At 70.4% G+C, this 19,274-nt stretch carries 17 protein-coding genes, 1 rRNA gene and 1 riboswitch; of the genes, 4 read left to right on the top strand and 14 right to left on the bottom strand.

What is annotated here, in order from left to right:
• The first annotated feature begins 150 nt into the window (after nucleotides 1-150).
• Nucleotides 151-972, top strand: coding sequence for a PhzF family phenazine biosynthesis protein (locus ACGFYU_RS03155; protein WP_393825490.1), 822 nt, complete (start codon nucleotides 151-153; stop codon nucleotides 970-972).
• Nucleotides 973-1,020: 48 nt separating this feature from the next.
• Here ACGFYU_RS03155 and ACGFYU_RS03150 read toward each other — a convergent pair whose 3' ends face one another.
• Both ACGFYU_RS03150 and ACGFYU_RS03145 read right to left on the bottom strand, forming a co-directional pair.
• The gene (locus ACGFYU_RS03150) at nucleotides 1,021-1,851 is read right to left on the bottom strand and encodes a CPBP family intramembrane glutamic endopeptidase (RefSeq protein ID WP_393825489.1); all 831 of its coding nucleotides are present in this window, start codon (nucleotides 1,849-1,851) and stop codon (nucleotides 1,021-1,023) included.
• Nucleotides 1,852-1,957: 106 nt separating this feature from the next.
• Entirely contained in the window at nucleotides 1,958-3,502 is a 1,545-nt protein-coding gene (locus ACGFYU_RS03145; RefSeq protein ID WP_393825488.1) for a glutamate-cysteine ligase family protein, read from the bottom strand.
• 495 nt (nucleotides 3,503-3,997) lie between these two features.
• Here ACGFYU_RS03145 and ACGFYU_RS03140 point away from each other — a divergent pair, with 495 nt between their 5' ends.
• Nucleotides 3,998-4,618, top strand: coding sequence for a hypothetical protein (locus ACGFYU_RS03140; protein ID WP_393825487.1), 621 nt, complete (start codon nucleotides 3,998-4,000; stop codon nucleotides 4,616-4,618).
• Between the two features lie 273 nt (nucleotides 4,619-4,891).
• Entirely contained in the window at nucleotides 4,892-5,080 is a 189-nt protein-coding gene (locus ACGFYU_RS03135; protein ID WP_031147109.1) for a DUF5999 family protein, read from the top strand.
• Between the two features lie 87 nt (nucleotides 5,081-5,167).
• Here the strand turns inward: ACGFYU_RS03135 and gcvP are convergent, their stop codons facing one another.
• Nucleotides 5,168-8,056, bottom strand: coding sequence for an aminomethyl-transferring glycine dehydrogenase (gcvP, locus tag ACGFYU_RS03130; protein ID WP_393825486.1), 2,889 nt, complete (start codon nucleotides 8,054-8,056; stop codon nucleotides 5,168-5,170).
• Between the two features lie 197 nt (nucleotides 8,057-8,253).
• A riboswitch (glycine riboswitch) is annotated at nucleotides 8,254-8,352 on the bottom strand.
• Nucleotides 8,353-8,464: 112 nt separating this feature from the next.
• On the opposite strand from gcvP, the gene ACGFYU_RS03125 reads away from it, so the two are divergent.
• Nucleotides 8,465-8,833 (top strand): PRC-barrel domain-containing protein, encoded by a 369-nt coding sequence (locus ACGFYU_RS03125; RefSeq protein WP_393825485.1) that lies wholly within the window; start codon nucleotides 8,465-8,467, stop codon nucleotides 8,831-8,833.
• On the opposite strand, the gene ACGFYU_RS03120 is transcribed toward ACGFYU_RS03125, so the two are convergent.
• The 11 genes from ACGFYU_RS03120 to rrf form a co-directional block, all read right to left on the bottom strand.
• Nucleotides 8,830-10,311 carry a DNA polymerase IV gene (locus ACGFYU_RS03120; protein WP_393825484.1) on the bottom strand — a complete coding sequence of 494 codons (1,482 nt, stop codon included), beginning with the start codon at nucleotides 10,309-10,311 and terminating at the stop codon, nucleotides 8,830-8,832. The two genes, ACGFYU_RS03125 and ACGFYU_RS03120, sit on opposite strands and share 4 nt — an antisense overlap.
• Before the next feature lie 52 nt (nucleotides 10,312-10,363).
• Nucleotides 10,364-11,002 (bottom strand): MerR family transcriptional regulator, encoded by a 639-nt coding sequence (locus ACGFYU_RS03115; protein ID WP_393825483.1) that lies wholly within the window; start codon nucleotides 11,000-11,002, stop codon nucleotides 10,364-10,366.
• Nucleotides 11,003-11,191: 189 nt separating this feature from the next.
• A complete protein-coding gene (locus ACGFYU_RS03110; protein WP_382643066.1) occupies nucleotides 11,192-11,668 on the bottom strand; it encodes a bifunctional nuclease family protein in 477 nt (158 codons plus the stop codon).
• A gap of 52 nt (nucleotides 11,669-11,720) precedes the next feature.
• Entirely contained in the window at nucleotides 11,721-12,497 is a 777-nt protein-coding gene (locus ACGFYU_RS03105; RefSeq protein ID WP_393825482.1) for a MerR family transcriptional regulator, read from the bottom strand.
• 20 nt (nucleotides 12,498-12,517) lie between these two features.
• Complete coding sequence (locus ACGFYU_RS03100) at nucleotides 12,518-13,462, bottom strand: FHA domain-containing protein (RefSeq protein ID WP_393825965.1); 945 nt, start codon at nucleotides 13,460-13,462, stop codon at nucleotides 12,518-12,520.
• 85 nt (nucleotides 13,463-13,547) lie between these two features.
• Nucleotides 13,548-14,360 (bottom strand): DUF881 domain-containing protein, encoded by an 813-nt coding sequence (locus tag ACGFYU_RS03095; RefSeq protein WP_393825481.1) that lies wholly within the window; start codon nucleotides 14,358-14,360, stop codon nucleotides 13,548-13,550.
• Complete coding sequence (locus ACGFYU_RS03090) at nucleotides 14,357-14,689, bottom strand: small basic family protein (protein WP_112452698.1); 333 nt, start codon at nucleotides 14,687-14,689, stop codon at nucleotides 14,357-14,359. Before ACGFYU_RS03090 ends, ACGFYU_RS03095 begins: the two co-directional genes overlap by 4 nt.
• A complete protein-coding gene (locus ACGFYU_RS03085) occupies nucleotides 14,686-15,594 on the bottom strand; it encodes a DUF881 domain-containing protein (RefSeq protein ID WP_393825964.1) in 909 nt (302 codons plus the stop codon). The genes ACGFYU_RS03090 and ACGFYU_RS03085 overlap by 4 nt, the downstream gene beginning before the upstream one ends.
• A 98-nt stretch (nucleotides 15,595-15,692) precedes the next feature.
• On the bottom strand, nucleotides 15,693-18,188 hold the full coding sequence (locus ACGFYU_RS03080) for a sugar phosphate nucleotidyltransferase (RefSeq protein WP_393825480.1): 2,496 nt from the start codon (nucleotides 18,186-18,188) through the stop codon (nucleotides 15,693-15,695).
• Nucleotides 18,189-18,289: 101 nt separating this feature from the next.
• On the bottom strand, nucleotides 18,290-18,880 hold the full coding sequence (locus tag ACGFYU_RS03075) for a CDP-alcohol phosphatidyltransferase family protein (RefSeq protein ID WP_393825479.1): 591 nt from the start codon (nucleotides 18,878-18,880) through the stop codon (nucleotides 18,290-18,292).
• Nucleotides 18,881-19,016: 136 nt separating this feature from the next.
• Nucleotides 19,017-19,133 (bottom strand): 5S ribosomal RNA (gene rrf / locus ACGFYU_RS03070).
• Between the last annotated feature and the right edge of the window lie 141 nt (nucleotides 19,134-19,274).

The following is a 19,274-nucleotide window of genomic DNA, read 5'->3' as shown; positions in this document are numbered from 1 at the left end:
GATGTCTCCACTATCGGTGATCGATCGCGATGCGTCAACGATATATCGGAAACATCTTCAGCGAACAGCATCGAACGACAGCGTCGAACAAGGCCAGTCACCCCGGATTGGCCTTTGTCGGCGCTCGCGAGACGGCCCTACGGTCGGGGGATGCGCATCCGAATCGTCGACGCCTTCACCGACCGCCCCTTCCACGGGAACCCCGCCGGGGTCCTGCTCCTCGAGGACGGGTTCCCCCCGGACGTCTGGCTCCAGCAGGTCGCCTCCGAGGTGAACCTCTCCGAGACCGCCTTCGCGCACCCCCTGCCGCCCGGCGGGGACGCCGACTGGGCGCTGCGCTGGTTCACCCCGGCCGCCGAGGTCGACATGTGCGGCCACGCCACGCTCGCCACCGCACACGTACTGGCTGCCCAGGGCCTCGCCACGGGCCGGATCCGCTTCACCGCGCGGTGCGGCGTCCTCACGGCCGAGAGCGCCGAGGACGGCACGATCACCCTGGACTTCCCGACGTCGTCCCTCACCCCGGTCCCGGCGCCGGTCGCGGTGGACCACGCGCTCGGCGGCGCCCCGATCCTCTCCGTCCACGACACCGCCGACCACATCGGCGACCTGCTCGTGGAGCTCGCCGACGAGAAGACCGTCCGCGAGCTGCAGCCGGACCACGCCGCCCTGCGCGCCTTCGCCAGGCGCGGGGTGATCGTCACCGCGCCCGCCGAGGATCCCTCCCTCGGGTACGACTTCGTCTCCCGCGGCTTCTTCCCCGCCTTCGGGATCGACGAGGACCCGGTCACCGGCAGCGCCCACACCGCGCTGGCCCCGTTCTGGGCCCAGCGCCTGGGCCGCACCGAACTGACCGGCCTCCAGGGCGGCGCCCGCAAGGGGCTCGTACGGGTGAAACTCGCGGGCGAGCGCACCCTGCTGACGGGCCACGCCGTCACCGTCCTCGACGGGGAGCTGCTCACCTCCCCGTGACTCCCGGCGGGGCGGCCGGCGCCGTGGCGGGCCCGGCCCGCCCGCCCGTCACGGCGTCGGCAGCCAGCCCACCTCGCCGGCGAGCAGCGCGTACCCGCCGAAGGCCACGATGTCGAGCAGCGCGTGCGCGACGACGAGCGGCCCCACCCGGCCCCAGCGGCGGTAGGCCAGCACGAAGACGACGCCCATCACCACGTTGCCGATGAAGCCGCCGATCCCCTGGTAGAGGTGGTACGAGCCGCGCAGCACGGAGCTGGCCAGCAGCGCGGCCGTCGGCGACCAGCCCAGCTGGTCGAGGCGCCGCAGCAGGTAGGCCAGCACGATGACCTCCTCCACCACGGAGTTCTGCACCGCGGAGAGGATCAGCACGGGGAACTTCCACCACACGTCGGGCAGCGCCTCGGGCACCACCGTGAGGTTGAACCCGCCGGCCCGGGCGCCCAGGTAGAAGGCCAGCCCCGCGCTCCCGATCCCGGCCGCCACGAGGGCCCCGCGCCCGAGGTCCGCCACGGGCCGGGTGCGGTCGAAGCCCAGCACCCGCAGCCCCGGCGCCCCCTCGCGGGTCAGCAGGTGCGCCACCAGCAGGACGGGGACCAGCGCGGTGGCGATGCCGAACAGCTGCCAGGCCAGGTCCAGCCAGGGCCGGCCGGGGGCCTGCGAGGCGTTGAGCGTGGCGGCCTGGTCCTTGAGCCCGCCCGGCTTGGTCAGCGAGCCGATGAAGCTGATCAGCGCGGAGACCCCGCTCGCGCCCAGCGACAGCGCCAGCACGAGCAGGGTCTCGGTGCGCAGGACCGCCCTTCCTGGACGCGGCCCGTCCTCTCCCAGCTCCACGACCACCGGCTCCGGCTCCGTGCGCACGCCCGACTCCCGTCCCGCCATCCCGCTGCGCCCTCGCAGTGCGAAATCCCGTTTCCGACCTCCCCATACTGCCTCCTCGGCGGGCCGGTGGGATCATCGCGGCGGGTCGACGGGGACCGGCGGCGGCTCAGGCCCCGCGCTGCGCCGGGATCACCACCTCCTCCTCCGGGGGTGTTCCCAGGCCCACGGGCCAGGTGTGCACCGGGTCGCCCTTGTGCATCAGCTCGCTGTAGCGCCGGGTGGTCGCGGCCAGCGCCTCGTCCCGGGCCAGCCCGGAGGCCAGGGCCCGGTGGTAGGTGTCCACCTGCCAGGTCGCCCCGTTCACCCGCCGCCGGCAGCGCTCCTCGATGATGCCGAGGTAGCGGTCGCGGTCCGCGGGCTCGATGCCCCAGGCGTCCAGGCCCGCCGCCGCCATGGGCAGCAGCTCGTCCAGGACCAGCCGTACCGCGGAGACGCTGGCCAGCCCACCGCCCCGGCCGCGGCGCGGCCACCGCAGCCGCGCGTCGATCCCGTACCGGCAGGCCGCGTCGAAGTTGGCCTCCGCCTCGGCGAACGGCAGCCGGGTCCACACCGGGCGCGGCTCGTCGGCGAGGGTGCGTACGAGCCCGTAGTAGAAGGCGGCGTTGGCGACGACATCGGCGACCGTGGGCCCGGCCGGCAGCACCCGGTTCTCCACCCGCAGGTGCGGCACCCCGTCGGCGACGCCGTACACGGGCCGGTTCCAGCGGTAGACGGTGCCGTTGTGCAGCACCAGCTCCTGGAGCCGCGGCACCCCGCCCTCGGCGAGGACCCGAAGCGGCTCCTCCTCGTCGCAGATCGGCAGCAGGGAGGGGAAGTAGCGGACGTTCTCCGCGAAGAGCTCGTACGCCGAGTCCACCCAGCGCTCCCCGAACCAGGTGCGCGGCCGCACCCCCTGGGCCTGGAGCTCGGGCGGCCGGGTGTCGGTGGCCTGCGTGAACAGCGGCGGCCGCGACTCCCGCCACAGCTCGCGCCCGAACAGGAAGGGCGAGTTGGCGCCGACGGCGATCTGCGCGGCCGTCACCGCCTGCGCCGCGTTCCACACGTCGGCGAAGCGTGCCGGGGTCACCTGGAGATGGAGTTGTACGGAGGTGCAGGCGGCTTCCGGCACGATCGACCCCGAGGTCCACACGAGCCGCTCGACGCCGTCGATGTCGAGCGTGAAGTCCTCCCCGCGCATCATCAGGATCTGCTCGTTGAGCAGCGAGTAGCGGTCGACCGCCGAGAGGTTGGCGGTGACCAGGTCCTCGCGGGAGATCGTCGGAAGGATGCCGATCATCACCACGCCGGCGTCGATCTCCGAGGCCTGTCGGTGGGCGTAGCCGAGCCCCGCGCTGAGTTCCTCGGCGAGCTGGTCGAATACCCGGCCGCCGAGCCGGTGGGGAAGGACGTTCACCTCCAGGTTGAACATACCGAGTTCCGTCTGGAAATCGGGGCTCGCAATCCGCTCCAGCACCTGTGCATTCACCATTCTCGGCAAACCGTCGGCACCCGCGAGATTCAGCTCGATCTCCAGTCCCATCATGTTCTTCGGGCGATCGAACCTCTTCTCCGCCAGAAGTCGCTCCAGTCCCTCCAGGCACTCGTGAAGCTTCCTTCGATACCGCTGCCGATCGGACAGGTCGAATCCGCCCGCCACGACCTTCTCCCCCATCGAAGCGTCCCTCCTCGAGTGGGCCTGGCCCGGGGCACCCAGGCGCGCGTGTACGGTCGATGATGCCCAGGCAGCGTGATCCATAACGCCGGTGGGGGCGCGAGTGGCGAGGAGCGCGCGCCGGTCCGGCCGAGGGAGCTTCGGCACATTCACCTGGCAACTCCCGGCCCGCACATTCCCCCTCGACTTTGCCCCTTCCGAATAACCGATGCTTTCCAGCCGAGCCCCCTTCCGGTAACCTCCGAGGTCAGCGCGGCATGTCCGCGCACATCCGGCATGAATGCCATGTCAGCGGGACCGGTAAGCGCCTTGTCGGCAATAGGCGGGACAGCTAGCCGAAACACTGCGTGAACACATGTCGTATAAACTCCGCAAACGAGGCAGAGAGTTGGCGCGCGGCCATTGCCCCTCAGCCCCCCTCTGGCCCCAGAATGCGACAGCGCCGTCCGCACCTGCCCCCGTTCCACCGGTCTCCCAAGTGAGAGGCGACCCACCATGCCGCTGCATGTCCCTCCGGCTCCCGCGCCCGCCCTGCGCTGCGTCCTCGCGGCACTCGGTTCCCCCACCGCCGTCCATGAGGCGCACACCCCGGCCCTGCGCGCGCTCCAGGGTCCGATGACCGCCGAACTCCCGCTCCCGGTGCACGTCCTCGACCGGCTGAACATGTCGAGCCTGGCGGCCGGCGGCAGGCCGCCCCGTACGAGGCTGACGGGCTGGAGGTTCCTGATCCGCAGCGGCGACCGCTACGTCGCGGCCGCCGACACCCGGCTGACACCGGACGGCTGGGCCTTCTCCCATTTCTTCGAGGGCCCCTACGTCGCCGCCACCGAACGCGCCCTGCGCCAGGCGGAATCGCTCGGCACGAGCTACCAGCCCCGGCTGCTGTCCGTACCGGAGCTGTACATGCTGACCCTGTGGCTGCACGGGGCGGTCGGTGCCGACGCCTCGGCCGGCCTGCCCGCCGGCGAGGACCTGCTGGTGCCGCTGGCCCCGGCCCCGCCGGGCATCGCAGCGTACCGGCCGCATCCCGTCTCCGAACTGCTGCCCGTCATGACCCACCGGCTCACCCCCGCGACGGCACCACTCCCGCCCTCGCTCGCCGCTCCGGCCGCCTGACCTGGCCGGTGACCCGGTCTGCCCATTCGGCCTAGTCCGCTCGGACCAGTGGTGAACCATCCGAAATGACAGGGGAGTTGGCCTGAACCGCCCGCACGGGTGATGCGTCATCAATCTATGAGGACAGCTGGCGGGAAATGCCTGCGAAGCGGCTGTCGTGGGGGAAGACTGATGACAAGCTCCCCGCGGGTGCGGGGATGACCCAGGGGGACGGCCATGAACCACGTATCGAGCCGTAGCACGCAGACCACACCGCAGCGAAAGAACGCATCCATGTGCCAGCACCAGCCAGCCTGCCCGTCAGCCGACTCCGCCGACCGGGAGGCCGCGCTCCCCGTGGCCAACCACCCGGAACAGGGCTGGAGCCTGCTGTGCAATGGCGTCCTGCTCTTCGAGGACACCGGTGAGCTGCTGCCCGACGGCCAGATCATCGCACCGCACCGCCCGCTCGCGGCGGCCTAGCCGACGGAAGCAACGAGAACGACGAGAACGACGAAGGGGCCGGTCCGGGAGAACCTCCCGGACCGGCCCCTCGCTCATGCCGTCAGATCAGTTGTCGTACTCGTCCAGCGGCGGGCAGGAGCACACCAGGTTGCGGTCACCGAAGGCGCCGTCGATGCGGCGCACCGGCGGCCAGTACTTCTCGGCGGCCGTGACCCCGCCCGGGAAGACGGCCTCGTCGCGGGTGTACGGGTGGTTCCACACGCCGCCGCCCAGCGCCGCCGCGGTGTGCGGGGAGTTAGCCAGCGGGTTGTCCTCCAGCGGCCACTCGCCCGAGGCGACCTTCTCGATCTCGGCGCGGATGGCGATCATCGCGTCGCAGAACCGGTCGATCTCGGCGAGGTCCTCGGACTCCGTCGGCTCGATCATCAGCGTGCCGGCGACCGGGAAGGACATGGTCGGGGCGTGGAAGCCGTAGTCGATCAGACGCTTGGCGATGTCGTCCACGCTCACGCCCGTCGCCTTCGACAGCGGACGCAGGTCGATGATGCACTCGTGCGCGACCAGGTTGCCCGGGCCGGTGTAGAGCACCGGGTAGTGCGGCTCCAGGCGCTTGGCGATGTAGTTGGCTCCGAGCACCGCGACCTGGGTGGCGCGCTTGAGGCCCTCGCCGCCCATGAGGCGCACGTACGACCAGGAGATCGGCAGGATGCCCGCCGAGCCCCACGGAGCGGCCGAGATCGGGCCGACGCCCGTCTGCGGACCTGCCGTCGGCTGGAGCGGGTGGTTCGGCAGGTACGGGGCCAGGTGCGCCCGGACACCGACCGGGCCGACGCCCGGGCCGCCGCCGCCGTGCGGGATGCAGAAGGTCTTGTGCAGGTTCAGGTGCGAGACGTCGCCGCCGAAGTGACCCGGCTTGGCCAGGCCCACCAGGGCGTTGAGGTTGGCGCCGTCCACGTAGACCTGGCCGCCGGCGTCGTGCACCTGGGCGCAGATGTCGGCGACGTGCTCCTCGAACACACCGTGCGTCGACGGGTAGGTGATCATCAGCACGGCGAGCTCGTCGCGGTACTGCTCGATCTTGGCGCGCAGGTCGGCCGCGTCCACCTCGCCGTCGTCGGCGGTCTTGACGACGACGACCTTCATGCCGGCCATCACGGCGCTGGCGGCGTTGGTGCCGTGCGCGGAGGACGGGATGAGGCAGACGGTGCGCTGCTCGTCGCCGTTGGCGCGGTGGTAGGCGCGTACGGCCAGCAGACCGGCCAGCTCACCCTGGGACCCGGCGTTGGGCTGGATGGAGACCTTGTCGTAGCCGGTGACCTCGCAGAGACGTTCCTCCAGCTCGTTGATGAGCGTGAGGTAGCCCTCGGCCTGCGCCACCGGGGCGAAGGGGTGCAGCTGGCCGAATTCGGGCCAGGTCACCGGCTCCATCTCGGTGGTCGCGTTGAGCTTCATGGTGCAGGAGCCCAGCGGGATCATGCCGCGGTCCAGCGCGTAGTCCTTGTCCGAGAGCTTGCGCAGGTAGCGCAGCATCGCGGTCTCGGAGCGGTGCTGGTGGAAGACCGGGTGGGTCAGGTACGCGTCCGAGCGCAGCAGGCCCTCGGGCAGGGTGTCGGCCGTGGTCTCGTCGAGCGCCTCGATGTCCGCGGTGACCCCGAAGGCGGCCCAGACGGCCTCGATGTCGGCGCGCAGCGTGGTCTCGTCGCAGGAGACGGAGACGTGGTCCGCGTCGGCCTGGTACAGGTTGACCCCGCCCTCACGGGCGGCGGCCACGACCTCGGCCGCACGGCCCGGCACGCGGGCCGTGATCGTGTCGAAGTACGAGCCGTGCGCGATCTCCACGCCACCGGCCTTCAGGCCCGCGGCGAGCAGGGCCGCGTAGCGGTGGGTCCGGCGGGCGATCGTCCGCAGGCCGTCGGGGCCGTGGTAGACGGCGTACATGGCGGCCATGACGGCCAGCAGCACCTGCGCGGTACAGATGTTGCTGGTGGCCTTCTCGCGGCGGATGTGCTGCTCGCGGGTCTGCAGCGCCAGGCGGTACGCCTTGTTGCCGTCCGCGTCCACGGAGACGCCGACGAGGCGGCCCGGCAGCGAGCGGGCGTGCTTGGCCTGGACGGCCATGTAACCGGCGTGCGGTCCGCCGAAGCCCATCGGGACGCCGAAGCGCTGCGTGGTGCCCACCGCGATGTCCGCGCCCAGCTCGCCCGGGGAGGTCAGCAGGGTCAGGGCGAGCAGGTCCGCCGAGACGGTGACGATGGCACCGAGCTCGTGCGCCTGGTCGATGAGCGGCTTGATCTCCCGTACGGCACCGGAGGCGCCCGGGTACTGGATCAGGACGCCGAAGACGCCGCGCTCGGCGATCTCGGCCGGGATGCCCTCGCTCAGGTCGGCGACGACGACCTCGACACCGGTCGGCTCGGCGCGGGTCTCGATCACGGCGATCGTCTGCGGCAGGGCGTCGGCGTCGATCAGGAACACGCCCCCCTTGACCTTGCCCACGCGGCGGGCGAGCGACATGGCTTCGGCGGCCGCGGTGCCCTCGTCGAGCAGCGAGGCACCGGAGGTCGGCAGCCCGGTGAGGTCGGCGACCAGGGTCTGGAAGTTCAGCAGCGCCTCGAGGCGGCCCTGGGAGATCTCCGGCTGGTACGGGGTGTAGGCCGTGTACCAGGCCGGGTTCTCCATGACGTTGCGGAGGATCACCGGCGGCGTGAAGGTGCCGTAGTAGCCGAGACCGATCATCGAGGTGAGGACCTGGTTGCGGTCGGCGAGCGAGCGCAGCTCGGCCAGCACCTCGGCCTCGGTCCGCGCCTCGGGCAGGTTCAGCGCTTCCGCGGTCTTGATGACATCCGGCACCGCGGCGGCGGTCAGCTCGTCCAGGGAGCCGTAGCCCACATGGGCGAGCATCTTCGCCTGCGCCTCGGCATCCGGGCCGATGTGGCGCTGCTCGAAGGGGATGCCTCGCTCCAGCTGGGAGAGCGGAATGCGGTTGGCGGTCATGTTGGGAGGCCTCCTGGTCGTATGACCTGCGAGGGGCACCACGGCGCGGGCACCCGGACGGCCTCCCCCTCTGTCATCTCAACCTGAGAGTTTCACCGGGCCCCACAGGGGTTGCCTGTGCGGTCCGGCTTTCACCGTCGGTGAGGAGGGGAACCGGCACTGCGCGCCCGGTACCCGCCCCTGCTTTCCAGAGTGGCCTCGTCCGTGCGGTACGTATGCCTGAGAGATTCCGGGGAGGATTTGCTCCTTCGGCGCCTCCGTCACGCTCACTCGGAGGACTCTCCCGCACAGGGTCGACAGCCATCACCCAGCCTACCAGCGAGGATCTGGGCACTCCCCGAGTGGCCTGCTTTCCCGATATGCACTTCTGTAGTGCTTACGGAGGAGTTGCGACCATTTGGAGGGACCGTGCAGACCGACATCGATCCGCGCAGCCTGATCGGCCGCAAGGCGTTCGACCGCAACGGCACCAAGATCGGCACCGTCGACGAGGTCTACCTCGACGACGCCACCGGCGTCCCGGAATGGGCCGCCGTGCGCACGGGCCTGTTCAGCCGGGACGCCTTCGTGCCGCTGGAGCCCAGCGAGCTGGTGGGCGACACCCTTCGGGTGCCCTTCGACCGCTCCTTGATCAAGGAAGCCCCCGACTTCGGTGTCGGCCGTCACCTCTCCCCCGAACAGGAACTGCAGCTGTACCACCACTACGGCCTGGACGTGACCCTCCCGACCGACTTCCAGCACGACTTCGGCCGCCTGGCGGGCGACGACAGCACCTAGTAGGGAGCGTCCGCCCCCGCGTCCCCCACCAGCGGCAGCGGATCGGACGGCTCGAGGTCGGGGTCGTCCACCCGGAAGGTCCGCACCCGGCCGGGCGGCGATCCGGGCTGCTCGAACCGTACGGTCACCCGCCCGACGCCGCTGCCCTGCACCCACCCGGGCCCGTACACCGCATGCCGTACGTCGCTCCCGGCCGGCCACCGCCGCTCGGGAGCGGGCTCGGCCTCGCCGGGCGCCCCGGGCACGGTGCCCGGCGCCGGCGCCTGGTCCGGGGCCGTCCGGGCCTCTGAGCCCCCGCCCACCGCGACGGCCGTACCGCCCGGCTCCGAACCCTCCGGCCCGGGCCCCGCGCCGTCCCCGGCGGCCCCGGCGGCGGCCGTCTCGCCGTCCCCGTCCGCCTCGGCGGCCAGCGACTGGGCGAACAGGTCCTCCTGCGTGTAGTCCGCCAGGCCGGTCACCCCCACCCCCAGCAGCCGCACCCCGCCCGTGGTGTCCACACCCTCCAGCAGCCGCGCGGCGGCCTCCCGCACCACCGCCGGGTCGTCCGTGGGCCCCCGCAGGGTCTCCGACCGCGTCAGCGTGGAGAAGTCGTACCGCCGCACCTTCAGCACGATCGTGCGGCCCGAATGCCCCGACCCCCGCAGCCGCTGCACGCACCGGTCGGCGAGCCGCTGCACCTCGCCCCGGATCCGCACCCGGTCGTGCAGGTCCACGTCGAAGGTGTCCTCCACCGACACCGATTTCGCGTCCCGCTCCGCGACCACCGGCCGGTCGTCCAGCCCCAGCGCCATCCGGTACAGCCCCACGCCGTGCGAGCGCCCCAGCATGCGGACCAGCTCGTCCTCTCCGGCCTCCGCCAGCTCCCCCACCGTGTGGATCCCGGCACGGCGCAGGTGCTCACCCGTGGCCGGCCCCACGCCGGGCAGGGTGCGCACCGACATGGGCGCCAGCAGCTCCCGCTCGGTGCCCGGCTCGATCAGCAGCAGACCGGCCGGCTTGGCCTCCTCGGACGCCACCTTGGCCAGCATCTTCGACCCGGCCAGGCCCACCGACCCGCTGAGCCCCGTGGCGGCCCGGATGTCCGCCCGCAGCCGCTCCCCCGTCGCCCGGGCCGTCTCCGAGTCGAAGGCGGTCCCGCCCGCCTCCAGGTCCACGAAGGCCTCGTCCAGGCTCAGGGGCTCCACCAGCGGCGACAGCTCCCGCAGCAGCGCCATCACCACGTCGCTGACCTCGCGGTAGAGGCTGAAGCGGGGGATCAGATACGCGCCGTTCGGGCAGAGCCGCCGCGCCTGCGCCATCGGCATCGCCGAATGCACCCCGAAGCGCCTGGCCTCGTACGAGGCGGTGGCGACGACCCCGCGCGGCCCGAGCCCGCCGACGATGACGGCCTTGCCGCGCAGGCTGGGCTTCGACGCCTGCTCTACGGAGGCGTAGAAGGCGTCCATGTCCAGATGCAGGATGGTCGGCGCGGCTCTCACACCCCGATGCTGCCTTACGCCACTGACAACGGGGTGATCTTCGGCCCGCGGGTCAGACGGCCCGGTTCCGGCGGGCGGCCAGCTCGTCGGTCGGGTTGTGCCCGATCAGGGTCTCGCCGGTGTCCACGCGCTCCCCGTGCAGCTGCGACAGCGCGCTCTCGACGTCGCGCCAGACCACGCCCACGGCGATGCCGAAGACGCCCTGCCCGCCCTGGAGCAGGCTCACGACCTGGTCCGGCGAGGTGCACTCGTACACGGTGGCGCCGTCGCTCATCAGCGTCATCCGCTCGAGGTCGGAGAATCCGCGGTCCCGCAGGTGCTGCACGGCGGTGCGGATGTTCTGCAGCGCCACCCCGGTGTCCAGGAAGCGCTTGACGATCTTGAGGACGACGACGTCCCGGAAGCTGTACAACCGCTGGGTACCCGAACCGTACGCGGGCCGCACGCTGGGCTCCACCAGCCCGGTCCGCGCCCAGTAGTCGAGCTGCCGGTAGGTGATGCCGGCCGCGGCGCACGCCGTCGGCCCGCGGTAGCCGATCTGCTCGGGCGCCGGGTCACCGCCCACCGGTCCGACCGGCGTCGACTCCGGCTGACGGCGCGCGGAACCGGCCGCGCTGCCGTGCAGCGGGTACGGTCCACCGTCACTCCGTACGGGGATGCCCCCGGTCGTACCGTCGCCCGTGATCCTCACGCCGACCCTCCGTCCTTGACCTGCCACCTTGAAGGTAGGCAGTCACCAGGGGTGCGTCAACGATCGCCACACTCGGCACGCCGAGTGATAATCACCCTGAGAGTGGTTTCCCGTATCCCTTTGCGGGGAAAGGCTACTCGAATGGGCTGACAGTTCCCCGTGGACGACGCGGCCGACTCGGCCGGCGGCTCACTGCTGCGGGCCGGTGCCGAAGTCCTCGGGCGAGATCTGATCGAGGAACTCGCGGAACTTCTCCACCTCGTCCTCCTGCTCGTCGGGAATGGCAATACCGGCGTCGTCGAGCACGCCGTCACTGCCGTAGATCGGCGTCCCCGTCCGCAGGGCCAGCGCTATGGCGTCGGAAGGACGCGCGCTCACCTCGACCCCGCTGGCGAAGACGAGCTCCGCGTAGAAGACGCCCTCCCGCAGATCCGTGATCCGGACCTCGGTGAGCTCCTCGCCGATCGCCTCCAGCACGTCCTTGAACAGGTCGTGCGTCAGCGGTCGGGCAGGGGCCATCCCCTGCTGCGCGAAGGCAATGGCGGTCGCCTCCCCTGGACCGATCCAGATGGGGAGGTACCGGTCGCCTCCCACTTCACGCAGGAGCACGATCGGTTGGTTGGAGGGCATTTCCACCCGGACACCCACAACGTCGAGCTCGTTCACACAGTAACCCTAGGACGTGCCCGGCCGGTTTGGGTAGTCGGGGCCCCCTCCATCACGGTAGACGCACCCCGAGGGCCGTCTGTACGAGCGCCTCGTGGAGCCGTACGGAGAGCCCGGCGAGCTCTTTCATGGTCGCTTCGGCATGTGCCCTGGTCTGGGGGTTGCGGTGCCGGCGCAGCGGTGCCACGACCTGCTCCACGAGGCCCGCCTCCCGGTCCGCGGCGGCCTTCATCGCGCGCAGGTGCCGCGGCTCCAGCCCGAACCGCCCCAGGTCGGCCACCAGCCGGGCCACGGTGACGGCCTCGGCGTCGAACCCGCCGCCCGGCGCCTCGGCGAGCAGCCCGTACGACTCCCACTCCACCAGCTGGACCTCGTCCACCTCGGCGGCCGCCAGCAGCTCCGCACGGCCCACGCGGGCCACGGTGGGCCGCTCCCGGCCCACCTCGCCGTAGACGGCCGCCGGGCTCGCGGGATCCACGGTATCCCCGTGCGCGGTGGGCGCCGGGATACGGATCTGCTCACCGCGGGCGAGCGCGTCGAGCTGCTCGCGGATGACCTTCAGCGGAAGGTAGTGATCGCGCTGAAGACGCAGGACACGGGCCAGCCGCTCCACGTCCTCGGCGCTGAACTTGCGATATCCGGACGGTGTGCGCCTGGGCTCGACGAGCCCCTCCGCCTCCAGGAACCGGATCTTCGAAATCGTGACTTCGGGGAACTCGTCACGCAGCGTGGTGAGCACCGTGCCGATGCTCACCAGCCGCCCGGCCGAGCCGGCGGTGCCGTTCGCAGCGCCGTTTCTTGGGGCACCGCCTGTCGGGGTGCGCAGCATGGGACCTTCCCTTGACGGGCTCAGACGCCCCGCAGGCTCGCGTAGAAGACCAGCCGGTACTTGCCGATCTGCACCTCGTCGCCGTTGTGCAGGGCGACGGAGTCGATCGGTTCGCGGTTCACATACGTGCCGTTGAGGCTGCCGACGTCGGAGACGGTGAAGCCGCCGTCCTGGCTCCTGCGGAATTCGACATGGCGCCGGGAGACGGTGACGTCGTCCAGGAAGATGTCGCTCTGCGGGTGCCGGCCCGCCGTGGTCAGCTCACCGTCCAGCAGGAAGCGGCTGCCCGAGTTGGGGCCGCGCCGCACGATGAGCAGGGCGGAACCCGGGGGCAGTGCCTCCACCGCGGCCTGGGCCTCGGGGGACAGCGAGGACGACACGTGCTGTTGTCCCGACACCTCGGCCTCGTAGGCCTCGAGGCCCGAGATCGAGATGGTGGACGTGGTCTCCGAGGCACGCTCCGGCGTCAGACCCGCCCGCAGCGGCGCCCCGCAGTTGGAGCAGAAGCGACTGGCCGCATCGCTGCGGTGTCCGCACCTGCTGCAAATCTGCTCGGCCGACATGGACGGCTCCTCGCGCCGCGGCTGCCCCGCGGAGGCATTGGTGGCATACGGGTCGGGGACAAACCCTCCACCCGTACTTGAGGTTGATGGTTCACCGAAACCTATGCGTCCGGAACCAGCAGGGTCAACAGACGACGCGCCGTACGCGCCCGAATTGTCGCCCTCGCCCGCGACCTCGTCCCGGAAGAGCGGCCGGTCGCCCTGCCCTTCCGCCTCACCGTGCCCGGCGCGGTGACGTGCCGCACCGCTCTCCTCACGGTTCTTCTTGCCGAACAACTTCTCAAACAACTTCACGGGCGATTCCCCTTGACCGAAACAGACCCGCCCGTGGGGCAGGACGAACTCCGAATGCACACACCTGCCGACCCGGACATTCTCACAACGTCCGTAACCACCAGACAGTTTCCACCACGCACCGCGACTTCGGTGCGCCGACCCCCCGCAGGCATCCTCCCGCGTGAGCCGGTCCACTCTCCGCTCCGCTTCCTCACGATGACGACCGAGCGTAGTCAGGCTGCTTCGCAGCCCGCAAGGCATCCACAACGATCTTCGCCGACCGTGTGACGGCGACGGTGGCCTGTTCCTTCTCCAGCGTCTGCACGACACCGCCGGGGATGTTGAGCGCGGGCTCCAGATCCTGGGCCTTGCCGATCACCCTGAACTCGTAGGGCTGTGTGATCTTCTTACCGTCGATCCCGACCCCACCGCTCTCGTCCGAGAAGTACGAGCCCGCCACGATGCGCACGCCGTTGATCTGGATCGCCTCGGCCCCGGCCGCCCGCAGCTCCTGAAGCGTGTCCAGCAGCTGGTCGGACCGCACCTGGCCCTTGGGATCGGTGATCTTCAGCGTGATGCCCGGGCCCTGCGCTGCCACCGTACCGGCCAGGATGCCGAGTTGACGCTCCTTCTCCACGGTCTGCTTGCGGGCCTCCTCGGCCTGGTTCGAGCTGCTCTCCAGCTCCTTGCGCTGATCCTCCAGCTTCTGCTTCTCGTCCTCCAGCCGCTTGGTCCGCCCGTCCAGCTCGTCGAGGATCCGTACGAGGTCCTCCTGACGGGCTCCGCGCAGCGCGCTGGAGTCGCTGGTCGACCGCACCTGGATGGCCAGTCCCAGGCCCAGGACGAACAGCAGCACCGCGACGATCAGTTGGGCCCGGCTCACCCGCGGCGGCCACAGCCCTGCCGCGAGCCGCTGCCGACCCGTCTGCTCGGGCGCGCCGGCCTGCTCCGTCCCCTCCTTAAGAGGCTGCTCGGGGACGTTCGGTTCCTCCGGAGGGGTGTCGTTCGTACTCATCGGCCTCACGCCCGGAACACGTGCCGGCGGATGGCCGCGGCGTTGGAGAAGATGCGGATGCCGAGGACCACGACCACGCCCGTGGACAGCTGCGAGCCCACGCCCAGCTTGTCGCCGAGGAAGACGATCAGCGCGGCCACGACCACGTTCGACAGGAAGGACACCACGAAGACCTTGTCCACGAAGATGCCGTCCAGCATCGCGCGCAGGCCCCCGAACACCGCGTCCAGCGCCGCCACCACGGCGATCGGCAGATAAGGCTCCACCACGGCCGGCACTTCGGGCCGGACCAGAAGTCCGACCACCACTCCGACCACGAGGCCCAGTACCGCGATCACGATGCACCCTTCTGCTGCTCTGCTGCTGTAGCCGTACGTACGGTCAGACTCGGCGCGGCCGGCAGCCGCACCTCGTCCTGGGGGGACAGCGAGTACCGGATCCCGTAGCTCTCCTGCAGTACGTGCAGGTACTGGCCGTCCGCCGAGTCCTGGAAGGCGGTGCCGAGCCGCTTCTTGTCCCCCACCGCCAGCACCTCGTACGGCGGCACCAGCGGCCTGTTGTCGACCAGTATCGCGTCACCCGCGGCCCGGATCGCCGACAGCGCCGTAAGCCGCTGCCCGTTGATCGACACGGCCTCCGCGCCGGACTGCCACAGCCCGTTGACGATCTTCTGCATGTCGCGGTCGCGGAGCCGACCGGTGTCGGAGAAGCCCGCGCTCTCCCGCGGACCGCCACCGCCGCCCGAGGAGGAGCCCTTCGCGTCGTCCACGACCAGCTTGATCCCGGGCCCGCGGACCTCCGTGGCACCGGACAGCAGCGCCACCAGCTCGCCCTGTCCTCCGCCGGGCTGCTTGAGCGCGGCACGCTGGCGGTCGGCGACATTCGTCCGCAGACGCTCGATGTCCCGCTCCAGGCCGTCCGCGCGCTCGTCGGCCCGATCCACGCGGTCGATCAGTTCCTGACGCTCCTTGGCCAGCACCGGCGCGGCTATGCGCGCCTCGGCGGCTCCGAGCGTGACGACCATGGCGGCGAGCACGAGTCCGGCGGCGAGCGCCAGTTTGGCCTTGAGGGTGCGGGGCAGTCCCGCCGTACCCTCCGCCTCGCGCCGGGCCGCGGCCTCCGCATAGCCCTCGTCGAGACTGTGGTCCATCACGTGCGTCAGCAGCGACATGGAGGCGTCCGGGCGCGCGGGCGGGGAAGACGCCGAGCTCCGGTTGGGGGGCGGCTGCGACATGCCGCACATCGTCGCATGTCGGCGGCGCACACACCGAATGCACCCGTCCGGCGGGCCGGGGCGGGGACGTCCCCGCGCCGGCCCGCCGGACCTGGCTCCTACGCCGATCAGTGCCCGGCGCCGTCCACCACGCCGGCCCACTCGTCGAGCAGGGCCTGCGCCGAGGCGTCGTCCGGCCCTTCGGCCCACAGGTGGGTGGCCGCTTCTGCCGGGTCGGGCAGGACCAGCGCCCACCGCCCGTCGGCCTCCACGACCCGCACCCCGTCGGTGGTGTCCACGGTCCGGTCGCCCGCCGCCTCCACGACCCGGCGCATCACGAGCCCCTTCACCGCCCACGGCGTCGGCACGTCCCGCTTGAGCACGTGGGCCCGCGGAATCCGGGCGTCGATCTGGCTCAGCGTGAGCTGCGTCCGCGCCACCAGCCCGAGCAGCTGCACGAAGGCCGCCGACCCGTCGAAGACGCTGCTGAACTCGGGAACGATGAACCCGCCCCGACCGTCTCCACCGAAGATGGTGTTCTCCGCCCGGCCCACCCGGGTCAGGTCGTCGGGCGAGGTCGTCGTCCACTCCACCTGCGTGCCGTGGTAGGCCGCCACCTGCTCGGCGACCCGTGTCGTGGTCACCGGCAGCGCGACCTTGCCACTGCGCTTCTCCGCGGCCACCAAGTCGAGCATCACCAGCAGCGCCCGGTCGTCCTCGATGATCCGCCCGCGCTCGTCGACCAGGGAGATCCGCTCCCCCACCGGGTCGAACCGCACGCCGAAGGCGGCCCGCGCCGAGGCCACGATCTCCCCGAGGCGCACCAGACCGGCCCGCCGGGACTCGGTGGTCTCCGTAGGCCTGGACTCGTCGAGCCCGGGATTGATCGTCAGCGCGTCCACGCCTAGCCGGCCCAGCAGGCTGGGCAGCACGAGGCCGGCGCTGCCGTTGGAGGCGTCCACGACGACCTTGAGCCCGGCGGCACCGATCCCGTTGATGTCCACCCGCCGCAGCAGCGAGCCCGTGTAGGAGTCGAAGACGCTGGACGGGAACTGCAGGTCACCGATCTCGCCCGGGAACGCCCGCCGGTACTCCTGGCGCGCGTACACGCGGTCCAGCTTGCGCTGCCCCGCCTGCGAGAGGTCCGCGCCCCGCTCGTCCAGGAACATGATGTCCACGGAATCCGGAACTCCGGGCGAGGTCCGCAGCATGATGCCGCCGGCGCTGCCCCGCGCGGTCTGCTGCCGCGCCACGGGCAGCGGTACGTTCTCCAGGTCCCGTACGTCGATGGCGCTGGCCTGGAGCGCGGAGATCACCGCCCGTTTGAGGGCTCTCGCGCCTCGGGAGTGGTCGCGGGCCGTGGTGACGATCGCCCCCTTCTTCAGGGTCGTCGCATAGGCTCCGGCGAGCCGGACCACCAGCTCGGGGGTGATCTCGACGTTGAGGATGCCGGAGACGCCGCGGGCCCCGAACAGATGTGCCTGTCCGCGGGACTCCCAGATCACCGAGGTGTTGACGAAGGCGCCGGCCTCGATGGTCTTGAAGGGGTAGACCCGCACGTTCCCCTGGACGATCGATTCCTCGCCGACGAGGCACTCGTCGCCGATGACGGCGCCGTCCTCGATGCGGGCGGCCCGCATGATGTCGGTGTTCTTGCCGATGACGCAGCCGCGGAGGTTGCTGTGGGGACCGAGGTAGACGTTGTCGTGCACGACGGCCCTGTGCAGGAAGGCCCCGCTCTTGACGACGACGTTCGACCCGACCACGGTGTGCTCGCGGATCTCCACCCCGGCTTCGACCTTGGCGTAGTCCCCGATGTACAGGGGCCCGCGCAGCACCGCGTCGGGGCTGACCTCGGCCCCTTCGGCGATCCATACCCCGGGACTGATCTCGAAGCCGTCCATCTCGACCTGGACCTGGCCCTCGAGCACGTCGGCCTGCGCCTTGACGTAGCTCTCGTGCGTGCCGACGTCCTCCCAGTAGCCCTCGGCGACGTAGCCGTAGATCGGCCGGCCTTCCTTCATCAGCTGCGGGAAAACGTCTCCGGACCAGTCCACCGAGACATCCGCGTCGACGTAGTCGAAGATCTCCGGCTCCATCACGTAGATGCCGGTGTTGATGGTGTCCGAGAAGACCTGCCCCCAGGTCGGCTTCTCCAGGAAGCGCTCGACCTTTCCTTCCTCGTCCACGATGGTGATACCGAATTCCAGCGGATTCGGCACCCGGGTCAGGCAGACGGTGACGAGGCCGCCCTTCTCCTTGTGGAAGCGGATCAGATCGGTGAGGTCGAAGTCGGTGAGCGCATCGCCGGAGATGACAAGGAAGGTGTCGTCCTTCAAGGCCTCCTCGGCATTCTTCACGCTGCCGGCGGTGCCGAGTGGCTTCTCCTCGTTGGCATAGGTGAGCTCCATTCCGAGCTCTTCGCCATCTCCGAAGTAGTTCTTGACGAGCGAGGCCAGGAACTGCACGGTGACCACGGTCTCACTGAGCCCATGCCGCTTGAGCAGCCTGAGCACATGCTCCATGATCGGCCGGTTGGCCACGGGCAGGAGCGGCTTGGGCATGCTCGAGGTCATGGGGCGAAGACGCGTGCCTTCGCCACCGGCCATCACGACGGCCTTCATGTCGGAAGAGTCCTCCTTGAGAGACGACGGTCGGGCCGACCTCACCCACGTCTCGGGCGGTGACTCCGCAAGCCTTCCGCGTCATCCGGCGCCTGGCGAGCTCAATCGGCCGTGGCGTCCGCCTTCACCAGACGACGGACTTGGACCACGTAAAGGATTCCTGCCCACCAGTAGAGGGTTGTACCCCATCCCGCGAACGCCCATCCGAAAACTGAGCCCGTCCAGGCCAACCAACCCGTGCCGTCACTGAGCAGCAGCAAGGGGAACGCGTACATCAGGTTGAAGGTGGCGGCCTTGCCGAGGAAGTTGACCTGCGGCGGCGGATAGCCGTGACGGCGCAGGATCCACACCATGACCAGCAACATCAGTTCGCGCGCGATCAGCGCTCCGGTGAGCCACAGGGGCAGAATCTCGCGATAGGTCAGGCCGAAGAGCGTCGACAGGATGTACAACCGGTCCGCGGCCGGATCCAGCAGCCGGCCGAGGCTGCTGATCTGATTCCAGCGGCGCGCGAGTTTCCCGTCGAGGTAGTCGCTGACCCCGCTGAGCATGAGGACGGCCAGGGCCCACCCGTCGTGCTTCGCCAGGATCAGCCACAGGAACACGGGCACGCCGACCAGGCGAGCCATGCTCAGGATGTTCGGAATGGTGAAAATTCGGTCAGTCTGAACCCGAGTCTCCTGGACCTCCACCCGGGGGCCTCCACTGTGACTGTAGAAAAGTAGAACGATGCCCCCTGACCCTACAGGAGACCCCGTCCGACCCCGGAACGCAGAAAAGCCCCGCACCAGGATCAGAGATCCGGTGCGGGGCTTTCCCACAATGATTGTTCGGCGGCGTCCTACTCTCCCACAGGGTCCCCCCTGCAGTACCATCGGCGCTGAAAGGCTTAGCTTCCGGGTTCGGAATGTAACCGGGCGTTTCCCTAACGCTATGACCACCGAAACACTATGAAATTCGAACGCTGGCTGACTTCACAGCTGTTCGTTATTTCAGAACTAACACAGTGGACGCGAGCAACTGAGGACAAGCCCTCGGCCTATTAGTACCAGTCAGCTTCACCCGTTACCGGGCTTCCACATCTGG

The organism is Streptomyces sp. NPDC048337 (genome assembly GCF_043201175.1).
Lineage (GTDB): Bacteria > Actinomycetota > Actinomycetes > Streptomycetales > Streptomycetaceae > Streptomyces.
The sequence above is the reverse complement of the archived record's forward strand: the minus strand, read 5'-3'. Positions and strand labels throughout refer to the sequence as shown.